Source organism: Micromonospora sp. NPDC004336 (assembly GCF_053602615.1).
Map to the genome: position 1 here is coordinate 14809 of NZ_JBSGDY010000031.1, position 17913 is coordinate 32721.

Here is a 17913-nt window from a genome sequence, read left to right on the forward strand (position 1 = left end):
CTCGCCGGTGCCGCACTCGCACAGGGGGTCACCGGTGACCGGCTCGCCGAGACCATGGATCTCGCCGTACTCGAGGGCGACGTCGCGGACGTGCGGGGCAACGCGGTGGCATTGAGTCGGATCGCGGCGGGCACCCTCGGCGTCGCTGTCGGCGACACCGTCGATCTGCGTCTCGGTGACGGCACGGCGATCAGACCCAGGGTGGTGGCGCTCTACGAGAGAGGATTCGGCCTCGGTGACGTCACGCTGCCGCACGACCTCGTCCTGGAGCACACCACCGACCGCCTGGACTTCGCGGTGCTGATCGCGGCCGCCGCGGAAGCCGACGTCGGGGCACTCGGCGATGCGTTGCGAGCCGCCGTGCGACACCTCCCGACGGTCCAGGTCGACAACCGCGGGTCGTTCGCTGCCGCGCAGAGCGCCGCGGCCGTCGGCGAGTCGGCGGTGGGCCTCATCCTCAACGCGGTCCTGCTCGGCTACCTCGCGATCGCCGTGGTGAACACCCTGGTGATGGCGACCGCCGCACGCGCCCGCGAGTTCGCGCTGCTCCGACTGGTCGGCGCCACCCGCCGTCAGGTGCTCGCGATGATGCGCAGCGAATCGCTGATCATCGTCGTCGCGGCTGTCCTCATCGGCACCCTGGCCGCGATTCCGTCGTTGATCGGCACGAGCATCGCGCTGACCAGGACGCCGATCCCGTCCGTTCCGCCGCTGGCCTACCTGGGGATCGTCGCGGTCGCCGCGCTGCTCGGCGTGGTCGCCATCATGACCTCGACTCGGATCGCCATGCGGTCGCGGCCGGTCGACGCGATCGGCGTTCGCGAGTGATGCCGGCGGCAATCACGTGTCCAGCGCTACAGATATCGGTCCGCATCGATGTGGCGGCCGCGGCGACGGCAGGAGCCTGATCATCGATTTCGTGCGTCTCCTACCATGCCAGCCATGACGTGCCCGCCGATGCCCGCGCCCGCCCCGAAGCCCAACCGGACCCTCCGCACGATCCTGATCGTCGTCGGGGTGGTGCTGGCGATCTGCTGTCTCGGCGGCATCGGTGGCGGGTTCTGGCTCTACCGCACATACGACAGCGCGGCGGGGCCTGCTCGGGACGCCACGGCGGCGCACCTGGACGACGTGCGGGCCGGCAACCACCGGGCCGCCTACGAGCGGATGTGCGCGAGGGTGCGGGCGAACACCACGCCGGAGGCGTTCGCCGCCGCCGCAAAGGCGGAGCAGGACATCAGCAGCTACAAGTTCACCGGCACGAGCGTGTCCAACAAGAACGGGCAGGTCAGCGGGGTGGTCACCGTCCGGATCGTGCGGGCGACGGGCGAGGAGCAGACCCAGAGCATCTCGCTGGTCAAGGAGGGCGGCCAGTGGCGGGTCTGCCAGTGACCGGTCACGGGCGCGCGCGGGCGCGGCGCGCCGAGGAGCGCCGCCCGTGCCGCGTCGCCGCTCACAGTTGGACGATCTGACCCACGCGCGGCGGCGTCCGACCGGCGAGGACCTCCGACCACGCGCGTCGCAGGGCGTCGGGGCCGGATCCGACCTGGACGTCGAGCCAGCCCTCCACGACACCGGTGAACCGCTGCCAGGCGTCGGTGAACCGCCGGTCGAGCCCGTCCCGGCCCCAGTCCAGGCGGCGCTTGCGCATCTGCACCGGGGCGAAGAACACCTCTCCGGCGGCGTCGGCGTTCGGTACCTGGGTGGTGAGCCCGACCGCGATGTCGCGTACGAGCCGCTCGCGGAGGTGCCGCCGCAGGACGTCGCGGGTGGCGGGGGAGCCGGACAGGTCGAGGTAGGCGGTCGGGACGGCGTCGAGGGCGGCGATGTCGTCGTACGCGACGACGTCGTCGTAGCAGCCGAGGGACCGGGTGAACGAGACGTTGCCGGGCGACGTGAGCCCGACCAGGCGCGGGCCCCGGCCGTGCAGTTCGAACGCGGCGGCGTACGCGGTCTTGCTGGACGCCGACGACAGCACCAGGGACCTCGCCCCGTGGAAGTCGTTGTCGATGATCCAGTCGGCCAGCATGAAGGAGGTGAAGAACAGGGGCCGGAACAGCACCAGCAGGTCCTCCTGGTCCGGCCGGTACGCCGGATCGCCGGTGGTCGACCGGTACACGTTGTACGGCGAGGGCAGGTCGGCCCGGTGCGCGCTCGCATCGCGGAACCCGGATGCGTCCACCCGGTCCGGGCGCACCAGCAGGTGACCCGCCGGCGGAAGGTAGCCGTAGACCCGCTGCCCGGTCTCGACCCCCTCGATCGCCGATCCGACCACGTCGGCGAAGCCCCACAACGGTGGGAGTCCCCACTGCGGTCCCAGCCCTCGCGCCGCCGGCGGGAAGAACTGCCAGTACCGCATCGAGTCGCCGAGCACCGCGTAGGTCACGTTGTTGGCGGTGAGGCCGACGCGGTCCACCCGCAACAGCGCTTCGCCGTCGGCCAGGGTGGGCGTCGTGCCCTCGACGAGCGTGGTCCGGCTCAGGTCGTCACGGGCGACGGCGAAGGTCCACGAAGCAGGCATGGTGCGACGCTAAGCAGCCCGGCAGGTCTGGGCAAGTGCACTGTCAGTGCAAAATCCCACAGTTCTCGCCGAAGCCCTGCGCCGCTCAGCGGTGCCAGCGCAGCGGGCCGGGGCGTACGGACCAGAGCAGGCGGCGCCAGCGGGGACGGGCCGCCCGCAACCGCGTCACGTAGGCGGTCGCGGCGGCGGCAGCCCGCTCGGCCTGTTCCGCCGTCGCGGTGCCGGGCGCGAAGGCGACCCGGTTGAGCAGGTCGGCCAGCTCGTCGAGCCGGGCGTCCCGGCCGGCGGGAGAGCGGGCGGCCGTCGCGTCGGCGAGGGCGCGGTGGGCCCGGGCGGCGACCTCGGTGGCCGCGAGGTCACCGCCGACGGGCCGGCCGGCCAGGCGCAGCGCGTCGGTGACCTCCCGCCAGGCGCCGGCGATGCGCTGGCCGGGGTCGCCCCGCTCCAGCCGCGCCCGGGTCTGGGCCCGGCGCATCAGCAGCAGGACGAGCAGGGCGGCCACCACCAGCAGCAGCGTGCCGCCCGTGCCGCCGCCGACGAGCAGCGCCGTCGACGGCCCGCCGGCGTCGGCCGGCCCGCCCGGCGCGGCCACGGGCTCCGGCGGCGGGGTGGGCTCGACGGTCGGCTGCGGCACCTCGGACGGGGGGGGCTCCTCGGGCGTCGGACGGAAGTCCTCCTCCACCGGCCGCGGCTCCTCGTCGGGCCGGGGCAGCGGGTCGAACGGCACCCAGCCGAGCCCGTCGAAGAGCACCTCCGGCCAGGCGTACGCGTCGCCGGCCCGGACGGGACCGTCGCCGGTGGAGCGGAAGCCGACCACCACCCGCGTCGGCAGCCCGGCCAGCCGCCCCAGCACGGCGAACGCCGCCGCGAACTGCTCGGACGTGCCGCGCTGGCCGCCGGCGCCGCGCGGTCCGAAGAGGAAGAAGTTCAGGTTCGGGTACGCGTGCCCGCTCGGGGCGTCGGCGACGAGGCGGTAGTGCTCGGCGAGGAACTGCTCCACGGCGGCGGCCCGCGCGTACGGGGCGCCGTTGGACTCGGCGAGCTGGGTGGCGAGGCGGCGCAGCGGGTCGGGCACCCCGTCGGCGACGCGCAGCACCCGGGCCACCTCGTCGCCGGCGGGCACGTCCGCCGTGCTGAGCAGGGTCGTGTCGGGCGTCTCGGCGGCCGAGGTGACGGTGTAGCGCAGGCCCGGCGTGAGCCCTTCGGGCCGGATCAGCGTGCCGGTGCCCGGGTCGTACGCCACCCGCGCCCCGGTGACCTCGCGCGGGGTGGCGACGGCGGGCAGCAGCCGCCCCGTCAGGTCGGCGACCGTGATCTCCTGGCGTACGGTCCGCACGCTGCTGTCCGGGGCGGGCGCGGTCGCCGGCAGGATCCGCCCCGCGTTGCGGTACGTCGCGCCGACCCGCCAGGTCACCCCGTCGTAGTCGCTGAGCACGGCCAGCCGGATCGGCGCGGAACGGCCGGTGCCCTCCGGGCCGGCGCCGGCCTCCGGGGCGGGCCCGGGCGTCCCGGTCGGCGCCGGGGCGGCCGGCCCGTCGGCGCGTACGTCGAGCAGCTTCTGCCCCGGGTTGAGCGCCCAACCGGAGATGCGGATGAGCGGGCTCTCGTCCAGCGCCTCCACCTGCGGCGGCTCGACGTAGCGGCGGGGGTCCACCGGCCGGCCGTCGACCCGGCCGGCGAGGGCCGGGCCGAGCAGGGCGGCCAGCGCGACGACCACGGCCAGCCCGGCGGCCGAGGCGGCGGCGAGCCGGGCCCGGACGGCGGCGCGGACCGCCGGCGCCAGCCCGGCGGCCGGGTCACCCGCGGCCGGCCCGGCCGACGGCACCGCCAGGCCGACCGCCGCCACGGCCACGAAGGCCAGCGTGGGCCCGATCGCCGGGTCGGCGTTCGGGCCGACGACGTAGAGCGCGGCGGCGTAGAGCAGCGCCGCCGGCAGGTAGCCGAGCAGCACCCGGCCCGCCCGCAGCGCCACCTCCGCGCCGGCGAGCCCGGCCAGCCAGGCGGCGACCAGCGGCACCAGCACCGTGTCCGGCGTCGGCTCGACCGGGATCATCGCGGTCAGCAGCCGGGGGATGCCGTTCGTGGCGGCGTCGGCGGTGATGTCGGCGAGGCCGCCGGGCAGCTCGGCCCGGGTCGCGGTGAGCCGCAGCGACCAGGCCGTCCAGCCGGCCATCGCGGTCACCGAGATCGGCGCGACCAGCCACGACGGCAGCCGGCGGCTGGCCACGCTGACCAGCACGGAACCCACCGCCGCGCCGAGCACCAGCCGGGTCAGCAGCGGGCCGGCGTAGACCCGGCCGAGGACGGCGCCGGCCAGGCCGATCATCGCGATCAGCGCCAGCGGCACCGGGGCCGCCCGCAGCGCCCGTCCCAGCGCCCGCCCCGCCCCGCCGGTTCCGCCGCCGACACCGGTTCCCGGCCCCGCCGGGGCGCCGGGCGCCGTCACCACCGACGCACCCCGTCCCACTCGGCGGCGAACGCGGCGCCGTCCGGGGCGTCGATCACGACCAGGCCGGCCGTGCCCGCCGGCGCCGGCTCCGCCGCCCCGAAGATCCCGACCACCACCGACGGGTACGCGGCCCGCAGCGCGCCCACCGCGCCCAGGTCGTCCCGGCCGCCCGGGCCGGTGAGGAAGACCAGCGTGTCGCCGAGCCGCTCCCGCCGCAGCCGGGCGGTCGCGGCGTCGATGACGCCCTCGTCGGCGAGCCGCGCCGCGGCCAGCCGGTCCAGCGGCCCGCCGCCGTGCCCGCTGGCGTCGCCGGTCGCGTCCGGCCCGGACGGCTCCGGGGCGACCGTCAGCAGCACCACCGGCAGGTCCTCCCGGTAGGCGGCGGTCACCACCGAGGCGGCGGCCTCGCACGCCGACTCGAACGACTCGGCCACCCCGTCGAGGTGTTCCGGGTGGGCGGCGGCCCGGTCGTCCAGCAGCACCACGATCCGGGGCAGGCTGGTGTCCACGTTCTCCCGCACCATCAGCTCGCCGACGCGGGCGCTGGTGCGCCAGTGCACCCGCCGCAACTCGTCGCCGACGACGTACTCCCGCAGCGAGTCGAAGGTGATCGACCCGTGCGGCACCCGGTCCACCCGGCCGTCGAGGCTGCGGCCCGCGCCGGTGGGCACCGCGTGCAGCGGGTGGATGCGCGGGTGCACCCAGACCGGCACCGCGCCGCCGTAGGGGCGGGCCAGCGTCACCAGCCCCAGCGGGTCGCGGCGGGTCACCCGCAGCGGCCCGACCGGCACCACCCCCCGGCGGTGGGTCGGCACGTCGTAGCGGACCGTGGTGTCGCGGCCCGGCCGCAGTCGCAGCAGCGGCACCGGGACCGGCCGGTCCCCGCACCGGTCCTCGGCAACCAGGCTGGCGGCGCGCAGCCGCCCGGTGTTGCGCACGGTCAGCGTCATCGCGGCCGGCTCGCCGCGCGCCACCCGGTCCGGGTCGGCGCTGCGGGTCACCTCCAGCCGGGGCCGCCAGGCCGCCGTCGCCAGCGCGTAGCCGACGGCGACGCCGGCCGCCGCGCCGAGCAGCGTCAGCTCCGGGTACGCGAAGCCGAAGCCGGCGCCGAGCAGCACGACGGCGGCGACGAGCAGCCCGACACCTCGGGCGGTGAGCGCGGACACCGGCGTCGCCGGTCAGCCCTGCACCGGGGCCGGCTGGCCCGACGGGAGCGGCACCGGCACCGAGGCGACCGCCTGGCGCAGCACCTCGGCGGCGGTCACCCCGCGCACCTGCGCGTCGGGGGTGAGCAGCAGCCGGTGGGCGAAGACGGGCTCGGCCAGCGCCTTGAGGTCCTCCGGCATGATCCAGCCCCGCCCGTCGATCAGCGCGTACGCGCACGCCGCCCGGGTCAGCGCGATCACGCCCCGGGGGCTGACCCCGACCCGCACCTGCGGATGGTTGCGGGTGGCCGCGGCCAGCCGCACCGCGTACGTGTAGAGGGGTTCGGCGATGTGGACCCGGCGGGCCATCCGGACCATCTCCCCGACGGTGGCCGTGTCGGTGACCGCGGTGAGCGCCTCGGGCGAGCGGACCGTGGCCCCGCGCAGCACCTCCACCTCGACGGCCTCGTCGGGATAGCCGACGGAGAGCTTCACCAGGAACCGGTCGAGCTGGGCCTCGGGCAGCCGGTAGGTGCCGTCCATCTCCACCGGGTTCTGCGTCGCCACCACCAGGAACGGCTGCGGCACCGGATGGCGGACGCCGTCGACGGTGACGGTGCGTTCCTCCATCACCTCCAGCAGCGCCGACTGGGTCTTCGGCGACGCCCGGTTGATCTCGTCGGCGATGACGATGTTGGCGAACACCGGCCCCGGGTGGAACTCGAAGCCCCGGGTGGCCTGGTTGAAGATGGTCACCCCGGACACGTCCGACGGGAGCAGGTCCGGGGTGAACTGGATGCGCCGCCACTGCCCCTTGACGGTGGCGGCGACGGCGCGGGCCAGGGTGGTCTTGCCGACCCCGGGCACGTCCTCCAGCAGCACGTGCCCCTGCGCGAAGAGCGCGGTCAGCGCCAGCCGGACCACCTGCGGCTTGCCCAGCACCACCGCGTTGACGTTCTCGGCCAGCCGGGCGGCGAGGGCGGCGAAGCCCTGCACCTCCGGCTGGGTGAGCGGTTCTGGGGTGTTCACGGGTGGTGCTCCTCGCCTGGGTGGGTCAGCAGGTGGGCAGGACGTTGATGTTGTCGCCGCCCTCCAGGTTGAGCCACGCCCACGGGATGTAGTTGCGGCCGGAGTATTCGACCTGCACCCACCAGCTGCTCTGCTTCTGGTTGTTGTAGATCCAGGAGTCGACGTTCTCGCCCGACTTCTTGCAGTACGCCTTGAGCCGGGTGCCGGGCTTGGCCCAGCCGACCTGCCGGTCGTTGTCCTGCCGGGGCACGGAGAAGATCTCGTTGCCGTTGCGGCCGTCCACGTCCTTGTCGCAGTAGGTGCGCTGGTCGCCGTCGGGGCCGTTGTTGCAGGTCGCGATGCCGTAGAGGGCGTCGGTGGCCTGGGCGCGGCTCACGGTGCCCTTGCCGGCGGCGTTGCTGGCGGTGACGGTGAAGGTGTACTTCGTGCCGGGCGTCAGGCCCGTCATCGTGATGCCGGAGCAGTTCCCGGTCTTCGCCGCCTCGCCGGGCGTGCTCAGCGAGCAGGTCGCCTTGCCGCCGCCGGCGTCCACGGTGAACGTCACGGTCGCCGAGGTCGCGGTCGCCGACGAGCCGGTCACGGTGACGCGGGGCTCGGCGACGGTGCGGGCGGTGGCGGTGGCCTCCGGGCCGGGCCCGGCCTCGTTGACCGCCTTCACCTTCACGGTGACGTTCTGGCCGTTGCCCAGCCCGTCCACGGTGGCCCGGGTGTCGGTCACCTCGCTGCTGCGCCCGCCCACGTCCACCAGGTACTTCGTCACCGGGCGGCCGTTGGCCTCCGCCGGCGACCACTGCACCGCCACGGAGCCCGGCCGGTCGGCCACCGTGCTCGCCCGCAGCCCGGCCGGCCGCCCGGGGGCCGCGTACGGCACGACGGTGTTGCTGACCGGGGAGGCCCCCGAGCCGGCGCCCCGGTCGTTGACGGCGACGACCGTGAACGCGTACTGGGTGCCGTACTCCAGCTCGCCGGCCGGCACCACCAGCTCGGTCTTGCGGGACTCGCCGGCCGGGGCGTTGGTGCCCGCCGAGGTGGCCGTGACCACGTACTTGGCGATGGTGTTGCCCTGCCCGTTCGCCGCCGGCCACTTCACCAACACCGTGCCGTCCGGCCGCTCCTGCGCGGTGACGCTGGCCGGCGGGTCGGGCACCGCGGCCGTCGGCGTCACCGGGTTGCTGGTGCGCGCCGGGCCGTCGCCCTTGGCGTTGACGGCGTGCACCGAGAACCGGTACGTCTCGCCGTTGGTCAGGCCCTTGATCTCCACGGCCCGCTGGTTGGCGCCCACCTGCACCCGCTGGCCGGCGCCCTCCACCACGTACCGGGTGATCTCCGCGCCGTTGGCCGGGGCCGGCCGCCAGCTCACCCGCGCCTGCGCGTTGCCGGCGGCGGCGGTGACGCTGCGCGGCGCGCCCGGCTTGCCCACCTTCGGCTTCTTCGGCGGGGGCGGCGGTGGGGGAGTGGGCGGCGGGTCCCCGCCGAGCACGTCGTTGGCGTACTTGTCGACCTCGCGCACCTGGTGCCGGTCGTCCACCACCCGGGCGGTCGCCGCGTCGGGGGCGTTGATGAACAGGTGGTTCTCCCGCACCTCCAGCTCCAGCGGCCCGGTGCCCCGGCTGCGGATGGTGTCGACCAGTCGGCCGCCCGCGTCGAACGCGTAGACGGTGCCGGACGCCTCGTCGGCGCAGTAGAACCGGCCGGCCCACGCCACGGCCGGGCTGAGCCGGTCGCCGGCGCCCGGCACGGTGAACGCGCTCACCTCGCCGCCGTCGCCGACCACGTGCACCCGCCGCTCGCCGGGCACCGTCACCGGCACCGTCGGCCCGCTGGTGCGCGCCGGCAGAGCGCCGGGGGCGTTCATCTTTAACGGCGTCGGCCTGACCTCGCCCCGCCGCACGGTGACCAGCGCGCCGGCCGTGCGGTCGAGCACCGCCACACCGTCGTCCAGGGTGGAGACGACCAGCTCGTGGCTGGCGTCGGCGACGTCGTACGTCTCGACCTGCTTCGGGCTCAGGCCCGCCCCGGCGGGGGCCGAGACCGGCGCGGAGGGCAGCTCGGCGGCGGTGATCGCCGAGACGGTGCCCTCGCTGGGCACCGCGATCCAGAGCCGGCCCTCGCCGTCGAACGATCCGCCGGTGATGCCCGGCGGGTAGCGCACCGGCTCGCCGACCGGCGTCAACGATCGCGGGTCGAGCTGCCGGACGACGCCCTGCACGGCGTCGACGACGAACGCCGCGTCCTCGTGCAGGGCGACGTTGACGCCGAGACCCGGCGTGGTGCGGGTCGTCGCGGTGATCTGCAACGTGGCCAGGTCCAGCGAGCTGACCTGGCCGGTGTTCAGGTCCCGCAGGATCAGCAGCCGGTCGGTCTGGGTGACCTGCATCGGGTGCCGGCGGGCGCCCGGGACGCCGACGCGGGTGTCGACGCGCGCGGTGACCCCGTTGACCCGGGCCAGCTCGCTGCGCGCGGCGCTCCACAGCCAGGAACTCGCGTCGTGGCTCGCCACCGCGTTGTCCGCCGCGCCGAGACCCAGGACCGTCAGCCCCATGGCGGCCAGCAGCGCGGCCACCGTGCCGATGGTGACCAGCCCGCCCCGGATCCGGCGGTTGCGGGGGCGCGGAGCGCCGGCGGTCACGGCGTCGTCGATGGTGGCCACTCGCGGCTGCCTCCCGTGTCGTCCTGGCAGGTGGCGCCCCGTCCGGCGGCGACCCTCCCCTGAGCCGGGTGCCATCATATGGCCCGGCCGGGAACGGGGGGAACCCGCAGTGTCCCGCCGTGGACACCCAGCGTGTGCGCCACGCGCGGCCGGCGCCTCAGGTCGCCGGCGTGCCGTTCTCCCGCTCGGTGCAGACCTGCCCCGACGTGGCGAACGTGTCCGTCGAATAGACCGCGAGCACCGTGAAGCAGTAGTCCACCCGCGAGTTCAGCCCGTTGACCGTGTAGCTGGTCTGGCCCGGGTCCACCGTGGCCATCACGCCCAGCTTCTGCCCGGCCCGCCCGCCGGCGACCATGAACGGCACGCCGCCGCCGGTCGGGTCCGTCCAGCGCAGAGTGATCGTCGCCGAGTCGTCCCGCAGCGTCAGGTCGGTCGGCGGCGGCCGGTCCGCGCTCGGCGCGCCCGTCGTGGCCGACGCGGCCACCGGCGAGGCGGGCCCCGACGGCGGCGCGGCCTCCCGGCTCAGCAACAGCACGCCCACCCCGACCAGCGCCGCGAGCGCCAGGACCGCGACCACCACGGTGACGATCATCGCCGTCGGGTTCCGGCGGGGCTCGTCCTGCTCTCCGAACATCGGGTACGCCGCCGGCGGCGGCGGGACGACCGGCCTCTGGTGGAACGCCTCGGGCACCTCGTGTCGGGGCAACGCCGTCATCGGGAACGTCTCGATGTCGGGGTGCGCCGGCGCCTGGTCGTGGCCCTCCTGCCCCTGCGCCGGCTCCGGCCCGCCCACGACATCCTGGTGGTAGGCGCCGTGGTGGTTGTGCTCGTCGCCGGTGGTGGTCGGCCCGGTCGGCGCCTGCGGGGGCGTCATGCTGCTCCACGGTGGCGCGGTCATGCTCCACGGCGGCGCGGCCGCCCCGCTGACGGGCTGCGGCGGCGCGCTGACCGGCGGGTAGCCGGGCGGTCCGCTGGCGGGGTGCGGCGGCGCGCTGGTCGGTGGGGCGCTGACCGGTAGATAGCTGGGCGGTCCGCTGGCGGGGTGCGGTGGCGCGCTGACCGGTGGGTAGCCGGGCGGTCCGCTGACGGGGTGCGGAGGGATCACCGGTGGGGCGCTGACCGGCAGCGGCGGGGGCGGTGGGATCACGGGTCCGCCCGCCTGTGCCGGGAAGCCCGCCTGCGCCGGGAAGCCCGGCGGGGCCGGTGGGGCGCTGACCGGGGGCGGTGGCGCGCTGACCGGCCGGGGCGGCCCGGTCGCTGCGCTGGCAGGCGGGGCGCTGACCGGTGGCGTGGGCGGCGGGCTGACCGGTGGTGCGCTGACCGGGGGTTCGGGCGGCGTGCCGGCCGATCCGGTCGGCGCGAGCGGGTGCGACGCCGGGGCGGCGTGCGCCGGCGACGCGACGGTGGCCGGCGAGGGCGTCCCAGGCGGCGCAGGACTCAGCGGGGCGCCGCTGTCCGCGTCGGGCTGCGGCGTGCCGCCCGCGCGGGCGATCTCCTCGGCGAGCAGGGGCTCGATCTGCCGTACCTGGATCGTCGGATTGTCCCACCCGGGACCGGACCGCTCCGGCCGTTCCGGCGTCTCCGGCTGGTCGGAAGCGACCGCGCCCGCCGCGGGGAACCGGCGCGACTCGGTCGCCGTCGGCGAGGTGGCCGCCTCGGCGGGTGCCGGCGGCGGAGAGGCCGCGATTGCGGGAGACGACGTCCCGGCGGCGGGCGACGACGGCGCGGAGCGACGGGTGTCGGGCGTCGGTGGCGCGGACGCCGCGCCGGCCGGCTGCGCCGGGTCGGGGTGGGCGGACGGCGCCACGTGTCGAGGGACGGAGGCATCCGGCGGCACGGGCGGGCCGAACATCACGGGGGCGGCCGGCGGTGCCGCGTGTCGCGGCGGGGACGGCGCGGCCGGCGGCGCCTCGCTCGTCGGCACGGCGGGGAAGGACGACACGGGGGACTCCGCCGCGGGCGGGGCTGGTGGTGGCGGAGCGGCCCTGCCGGCCGGGGTGGGCGCGGCAGTGCCCTGCGTCGCCGGCGTGGCGGGACGCGACGGGCCCTGCGGGGCTGGCGGCGGCGTCGGGGTCGCGGAGGGCTGGCCGGGCGCCGGTGCCCACGGAGACGACGCGGCCGTGACGCCGGGGCGCTGCGCCGGTACGACCGGTGGCGGCACCACGGGTGGCGGCGGGATCTGTTGTGCCGGAGGGTCCGGCGGGCCGGCCGGTCCGGCCCCGGTGGTGTGCGGCGGGGCGGGCGGCGTCGGGACCCGGGCGCGGGCGGAATGCGGCAGGTCCGGCACCGCGGGCGGGGCCGGCGGTGCCCAGGCGGAAGGCGGCGGCGCTGGTGGCGCCGGGGCGGCGGGCTGCTGCGGCGGGTACGGAGACGTCGCGGTGTGCGGCGGAGCCGGGACCCCCAGCTGGGGCGGAACGACCGGCGGAGGCGGGACCGGCGGGGCGTGCGGCGGGGCAGGCGGGCCGCTGACGACGTGCGGTGGGATCGGCTGCGCGCCCGGCGGCTGGGCGATCGGTCGCTGCGGCGGGCTGGCGGCCGTGGCCGGCTCGTGGGGCCGCCAGGCCGTGGAGAGGACCGACAGTGACATCGTCGGTTCGGACAGTGCCGGCATGCTCGGCTGGCCGCCCGGCTGGGGGGCGGGAGCGGCGTCGCCGAGATACTGCCGGGCCGTACGTACCGCCGGGTGGTCGGCGCCGAGCGCGGCAGGCCCGAGTGCGGCGACGCGGGTGTAGTTGCGGCGGGCCTCGTGCCGGTTGCCCAGTTCGTCTGCCACCGCTGCCAGCTCGAAGGAGAGCGCCAGCATCAGCGGGTCGCCGTGTGGCCAGCTCCGCTCGCCGGCGGCGAACGCCTCCTCCAGCACCCGGCGGGCGGTGCCCGGTTCGTCCGCCTCGCGGTGCAGACGGGCCAGCAGGTGCGCGGTGCTCAGCACGTCCGGGTGATCCAAGCCGTACGGCGGCCGGGCGGAACCGACGGCATCGGCGAGTAGCCGACGGGCGGCGTTGAGATCGCCCGCGGCGCGCAGGGCGAGGGCCCGATGCTGAACGGCGGCCAGGGGAGAGGGTTGGGACACGTGGTCATGCTGCCGGGTCGGGGCGGCCGAACGCTACCCGGGCCCGCCGGTTACCGGCGGATGGACGACCCACGGAGCCGTCCCGACCTGCGCGGACCCACCGGTCGGAAGCCGATGTGCATGATCCACCCGGGGCGTGTACAGTAACTCCCCGTGCGGCCCGCCGGGGCCGGCCGGGGCGGTGAGTTGATCACCTCGGTCGACACGGTAGGCTGGACGAGTAAGTCCGGGTGGCGGAATGGCAGACGCGCTAGCTTGAGGTGCTAGTGCCCGTATAGGGCGTGGGGGTTCAAGTCCCCCCTCGGACACCACTCTTCGTGCCAGATCACGGGAGCTCACCACCGTGGTGGCTCCCGATGAGGGCGCCGCGTAGCAGCCGTGCAAACATCGAAGATCAGGGCTCTCAGCTCCACGCGCTGAGGCCGCGCGAACGCCTGCGGTGGTCACCATGACGGCCGCCCGGCAACCTTCCCGCCGACGCCTCGAAGAGCAGTTGATCGGTGCGGTCATACCGGCCCCGCTTCCTCGCTCGGCACCGCCACCGGCTCCGATGCCGGCGCTGCCCGCAGCCCTGCCAGCTGCGCGGGAACCGGTCGACGACATGCTCTTCGACGTGGCCCGCCCGGATCCCGACGGCCGGGTCGCAGCCCGGGCGTTGCTGCGGGCGCTGGGCTGGCCGTCCGGTCACCGCCTCCATGTCGACGTCACCGACGGCCTGCTCCTGGCCACCACGAGACCTGACGGGAAGCACACCATCGGCGCCCGCGGGGCACTTCCCCTGCCCGCCGCGGCCCGGCAACTCTGCGGCATCCACGCGCATCGGCCGGTGCTGCTGGCCGCGATCCCCGCGCGCGATCTGCTCGTCGTGCACCCCTCGAACACCATCACGCGGCTCCTCGCGGAGCGGCACGCCGCCGTCCTCGGAGGCACTTCTCATGCCGGCTGATCCGTCACGCATCGTCACCGCCCGGCAGATGCTCGCGCACCTTGGACTCACCCCGGCCGACCTCGCCGCTCAGCCCGAGCCGGCGCGTCGCATACCGACGCTCGCCGAGTACCTACCCCTCGTCGTGGCAGCGGCCAGCCCGGGCACCCGCCGCACCTACGGCACCTACTGGAACCGCATGGCCGTCGTCCTCGGCCATCTGCGGCTCGACGAGGTGACCGCCAGCGACATCGAAGCCCTCATGCGCCAGGTCACCGCCAGCGCCCGCTCCCGACGCACCGGCCGGCAGGGCCGCCACGCCGGGGAGCACGTCATCGCGGCCGCCCGCGCCGTCTACCGCCGTGCCATCGCCGACAGCTACCTCACCGCCGCGGACAGCCCAGCCCACCGGATCACCAAACCACGCCGGCTGCCCAATCCCCGCCGCGCCCTCACCCCCGGTGAACTGCAGGACATCAACGTGGTCGCGCGTACCAGCGGCAACGACGTCATCCTCGACGCCCTGCTGCTGCGCCTGCACACCGAAACCGCCTGCCGACGCGGCGGCGCCCTCGCCCTCCGCCTGGTCGACCTGGACACCCGACACGCATTGGTCCGCCTCACGGAGAAGGGCGGCACCCTACGCTGGCAACCCATCACCCCGATCCTCGCCGTCCGCCTGCAGGAGCACGCCCAGGTTCGGGGTGCGGTCCTGCCCGCAGACCGGCTGTTGCGCTACCGCAACGGCCAAGCTCTCAGCAGCCGCCGCTACGACCACCTCTGGAAACGCATCGGAGACCACCTGCCATGGGTCGCCGCGCAGGGCATCTCCACCCACTGGCTACGCCACACCACCCTCACCTGGGTCGAACGGCACTTCGGCTATGGGATAGCCCGCGCCTACGCCGGCCACACCGACCGCCGCGGACCCGCCACCACCACCTACATCAAAGCCGACCTCCACGCCGTCGCCACCGCTCTCGCCGCCATGACGGGCCAGCCCCACCCGCTAGCCAGAGGACAAGACGGGCAGTCCGTGCCAGCATGTCAGGGGTGACGGCGGCTGGGTCGCATAGCCCGGCAGTCGCCGTTGAACCAGTCCTCAGGAGACGCCGCTCGCAGACGTGCTGGTGTCGGCGCTGGTGGGCAACGGAGGGATATCCGGCTGCAGGTAGCCGATGCCCGCCGCGACAACCCACTGGGCTGCCAGCGGCTGGAGGGCCCACGGCTCGCGCAGAAGGGTCGTGCACAAAACGCTGCGGTCCGCCACCTGCGCAGGTTCTGGCCGCAGTCGTCGACGCCGCTGGTCGTCAGGACCCCAGTGCCGATGCGATGGCTCGTCAAGGGCGGTGACGAAGTCGTCGACCAGGCTGGGCCAGGTCGGCGTTCCCCACCAGTGGCGGCACGCCAGCCCACCGTGTGCTGCGGCGCGCCAGGCGGCGTGTCGGCCACCCCGTTCCTCGGCTGCGGCTGCCCACCCGCCCAACACGTCCGCGACGTGGTCGCTGAAGTCTGCGAGGTCGTCGCCGGCGATCTCGACGAGCCGCGAGCCACCTGGGAGCAGGCGCTGCGGGTTGATCAACCAGCGCCAGATCCGTACGGCCAGCCCAGTCCCAATCGTCCACGCCGACGCCGTCAAGCCGCCCAGCGTCGGCATCTGCCGCCAGGCCCACCTCACGGCGCCAACGCCGGGTGATCTGCCGTACCCGCCAACATGTGTGTGAATTGATGCGGAGCATGTCGCCGTCGCTGAGCGGCCCGTCCCCGGCGTGCCAGTCCTCCACCGGGCTGTTGCGCCACGCGTTGTTGACCACACCGACCGCAGCGAGATCCAGAACCGGCCCCACCCGATCCGGATCGATCCCCACCTGATGAGCCAGCATCGCCCGCACGAGCGCCGACTCCTGCTGCCGCGTCAAGGCGTCGTCGGTATTGCGGCGAGCGACGTCTCCATGGACACCGAGAATGCCAGCTCTTGCTCTCGATTGGCCGGACCGGCCAGTACCCGGTCTGGCCGGCGGCAAGACGACGGGTTGGATCAGCCCGGCGGGCTCTAGTCTGAGGGCATGCTCGAAGCCGGTAGCCGGACGCGCAGTCAGCCGCCCCCACCGGCCATCGTCTTCGAGGCACTCACGGAGCCCGACCGCGACCTGGCGCGTCCCTGGCTGCAGTTGCTGGACGACGAACAGTCGCCGCAGGTCCTGCGCGCCGAGCACCCACACCTGGTCATCTGGTCATCCCTGTGGCCCAAGCGGCCGGATGCCCAGGTGCGCTTCGACCTGCAGTCCGACGGCAGAGAAGGCACCCAGCTGCGCTGGACGCTGTTGGTCGCCGAACCCCTACCCGACCCGTCGCTGCTGGGACACCTTCGGAAGCGGCTCAACGAGCTGATCAACGCGAACCTGCGCTACACCTTCGGGCAGTAGCCCGACCAAAGGTTGGTGGGCAACAGCCACTGGCGGCCGCACCACGACGACAAGTGCTGCGAGTGCATGAGGCCGTACGCTGACGATGGGTGCCCCTTGTCGCTTGTCCTATCCCTTGTTGATGCGCCGGCTGCCTGGTGGCTGTGCGGTGATCGGCGATCGGAGCGAACCGCTCCGGTATCCGGATCTGGCCGAGAACAGCGCGCCGCATGGTTGCTAATACAACCGGTAGGATCGGCGCAGTTAAATTCCGGCATGGCGGCGCGATGGCGCTCCGCCGTAGCTGCAAGGGGTGGAATTGCGTAGGGTATTAGCTTTAGTGGCCACCGCCGCCGACTTAATTGCGGTAATCACCATCCTGGCTGTCCCGTCGGTCAAGGGATGGATCAACAGTCATGGCATCTGGTTTATGATAGTCAGTGCGCTGCTGCTTTTCGCTCTGTTGGTCGTGTTGGAATTGCGAACCTCAAAAGAGTCTGATCTCAAGGAGCGTTTTGAAAAAGCCGAGAGTGAGCAGGAACGACTTGCAGCGGAGGTGAACCGCTACCGTCAGCGCCTAGAGGAGCTATCCGCGAAACCTACGGAGCGAGACCAGGAACTATATCGGCAGCTGACGGAGACCCTTCCGGTTGATGGAGGCCCGACGGCCTTTTTGAGGCTAAGTTTCTCTGGGGCCATGTGGCCGGAGTCCGCTTTCGAAGGCATGCGAATTTTCTTGCTCAAGTGGCATAGAGGTCACGACTTCGATAATGCGCAACTTGAGCAAGCTCGAAAGGCGCTCTACGATGCGGCCGACCGCCTCTACTCTGCGATGTCTCGTGCAGGGGAGCGTGACGTGAGGCAGCCTGATGTTTTCCGACTGTACGAGGAAACGCCCGCGCAAGAAGCGCGCAAGATTAAAATCGATCTACATGACTTCAGTCAAGACTTCGTAGCTGCCCGAGATAACTTCGATAGAGTTGCACGCGATTCCAAGCTGATCGTCATTCCGCGCCAATGGCCAGCGGAAGGGGTCGCGGAACCGGGTGGCCGACCTGTTGGCCATTCCACGTCGGACGAGTAGACGTTGCGGATGCAGTCCACTAGAGGAGAGTTGTCGGCGTTTGGTGGGTGTCAACTCCGGGAGCAGTGTGATCCGACAGCGCGACACATCTCCGTCACGTGATGCGCAACCGCGCGATGAAGCTAGGGCACATCAGTGCGCCTCGGGACGTGCGGATCTAGCCGATGTGCGCGCTTAGTGGACTGCAACGTCAAACGGCCCTACTGCTCAGTCGTCTTCGATGTATCCCGTGGTGGGGTCAACGATGGCCAGGAAGTCGCGGATGTTCTCCATGTGCTCGTCGAGCGACAGGTTCGGGGTCGGACTCACGCCGAATCCGTAGCCGGGGTTGGGCCCGCTAAGCCACGTGTAGTCGGTGCCGCCGAACTCGTTTGGGCGGAGGGCGAACATCTCTCCATCGACTTCAAGCGTGAGCGCCGTGGCGTCGGCCGCACCTTCAGCTTCGGTGCGCAGGCCGGACACGGCCTCCGGGTGGGCCTCCCAGTCGCCATCGCCGTTGTCTGGGTAGATCGCCTTCACGCCAGCCATCTTCGTGGATTTGCCTGGCCGGCGCCCTGATCTGCCGACGAACTGGCCGAGGATCAGAGCCCTGCCGGCCTCCGCTTCGGGCCGGGCGTCCGCGGTGAGCGTCACCG

General features: G+C 73.8%; 14 protein-coding genes, 1 tRNA gene and 1 pseudogene. 7 read left to right on the plus strand and 9 right to left on the minus strand.

Annotated features, from left to right (window positions below):
* The first annotated feature begins 54 nt into the window (after positions 1-54).
* Positions 55-828, plus strand: coding sequence for an ABC transporter permease (locus ACWENR_RS09745; protein WP_452276611.1), 774 nt, complete (start codon positions 55-57; stop codon positions 826-828).
* Between the two features lie 114 nt (positions 829-942).
* Positions 943-1392 (plus strand): Rv0361 family membrane protein, encoded by a 450-nt coding sequence (locus tag ACWENR_RS09750; RefSeq protein WP_452276612.1) that lies wholly within the window; start codon positions 943-945, stop codon positions 1390-1392.
* A gap of 61 nt (positions 1393-1453) precedes the next feature.
* On the opposite strand, the gene ACWENR_RS09755 is transcribed toward ACWENR_RS09750, so the two are convergent.
* The 7 genes and pseudogenes from ACWENR_RS09755 to ACWENR_RS09785 all read right to left on the minus strand — a co-directional run.
* Positions 1454-2521, minus strand: a complete 1068-nt coding sequence (locus tag ACWENR_RS09755; RefSeq protein WP_452276613.1) for a DUF2855 family protein — start codon at positions 2519-2521, stop codon at positions 1454-1456.
* 85 nt (positions 2522-2606) lie between these two features.
* Complete coding sequence (locus ACWENR_RS09760) at positions 2607-4895, minus strand: transglutaminaseTgpA domain-containing protein (RefSeq protein WP_452276630.1); 2289 nt, start codon at positions 4893-4895, stop codon at positions 2607-2609.
* A gap of 68 nt (positions 4896-4963) precedes the next feature.
* Complete coding sequence (locus tag ACWENR_RS09765; RefSeq protein WP_452276614.1) at positions 4964-6136, minus strand: DUF58 domain-containing protein; 1173 nt, start codon at positions 6134-6136, stop codon at positions 4964-4966.
* A 12-nt stretch (positions 6137-6148) separates the two neighbouring features.
* Entirely contained in the window at positions 6149-7144 is a 996-nt protein-coding gene (locus ACWENR_RS09770; protein ID WP_452276615.1) for an AAA family ATPase, read from the minus strand.
* Between the two features lie 25 nt (positions 7145-7169).
* The gene (locus ACWENR_RS09775) at positions 7170-9794 is read right to left on the minus strand and encodes a fibronectin type III domain-containing protein (RefSeq protein WP_452276616.1); all 2625 of its coding nucleotides are present in this window, start codon (positions 9792-9794) and stop codon (positions 7170-7172) included.
* Positions 9795-9951: 157 nt separating this feature from the next.
* Positions 9952-10668, minus strand: coding sequence for a fibronectin type III domain-containing protein (locus ACWENR_RS09780; RefSeq protein ID WP_452276631.1), 717 nt, complete (start codon positions 10666-10668; stop codon positions 9952-9954).
* 1731 nt (positions 10669-12399) lie between these two features.
* A pseudogene (locus tag ACWENR_RS09785) lies at positions 12400-12864 on the minus strand (tetratricopeptide repeat protein); the annotation flags it as partial.
* 224 nt (positions 12865-13088) lie between these two features.
* Between ACWENR_RS09785 and ACWENR_RS09790 the strand changes: the two are divergent.
* The 3 genes from ACWENR_RS09790 (at position 13089) to ACWENR_RS09800 (ending at position 14846) form a co-directional block, all read left to right on the plus strand.
* Positions 13089-13175 (plus strand) — tRNA-Leu (locus ACWENR_RS09790).
* Between the two features lie 290 nt (positions 13176-13465).
* Positions 13466-13810 (plus strand): hypothetical protein, encoded by a 345-nt coding sequence (locus tag ACWENR_RS09795; protein WP_452276617.1) that lies wholly within the window; start codon positions 13466-13468, stop codon positions 13808-13810.
* Positions 13800-14846, plus strand: a complete 1047-nt coding sequence (locus ACWENR_RS09800) for a tyrosine-type recombinase/integrase (RefSeq protein WP_452276618.1) — start codon at positions 13800-13802, stop codon at positions 14844-14846. Before ACWENR_RS09795 ends, ACWENR_RS09800 begins: the two co-directional genes overlap by 11 nt.
* 45 nt (positions 14847-14891) lie before the next feature.
* Here the strand turns inward: ACWENR_RS09800 and ACWENR_RS09805 are convergent, their stop codons facing one another.
* Positions 14892-15371 (minus strand): hypothetical protein, encoded by a 480-nt coding sequence (locus ACWENR_RS09805; RefSeq protein ID WP_452276619.1) that lies wholly within the window; start codon positions 15369-15371, stop codon positions 14892-14894.
* A gap of 484 nt (positions 15372-15855) precedes the next feature.
* Here ACWENR_RS09805 and ACWENR_RS09810 point away from each other — a divergent pair, with 484 nt between their 5' ends.
* Together ACWENR_RS09810 and ACWENR_RS09815 are read left to right on the plus strand one after the other, a co-directional pair.
* A complete protein-coding gene (locus ACWENR_RS09810) occupies positions 15856-16215 on the plus strand; it encodes a hypothetical protein (RefSeq protein ID WP_452276620.1) in 360 nt (119 codons plus the stop codon).
* A gap of 319 nt (positions 16216-16534) precedes the next feature.
* Positions 16535-17278 (plus strand): hypothetical protein, encoded by a 744-nt coding sequence (locus ACWENR_RS09815; protein WP_452276621.1) that lies wholly within the window; start codon positions 16535-16537, stop codon positions 17276-17278.
* 207 nt (positions 17279-17485) lie between these two features.
* On the opposite strand, the gene ACWENR_RS09820 is transcribed toward ACWENR_RS09815, so the two are convergent.
* Positions 17486-17911, minus strand: a complete 426-nt coding sequence (locus ACWENR_RS09820; RefSeq protein ID WP_452276622.1) for a hypothetical protein — start codon at positions 17909-17911, stop codon at positions 17486-17488.
* Positions 17912-17913 lie beyond the last annotated feature (2 nt).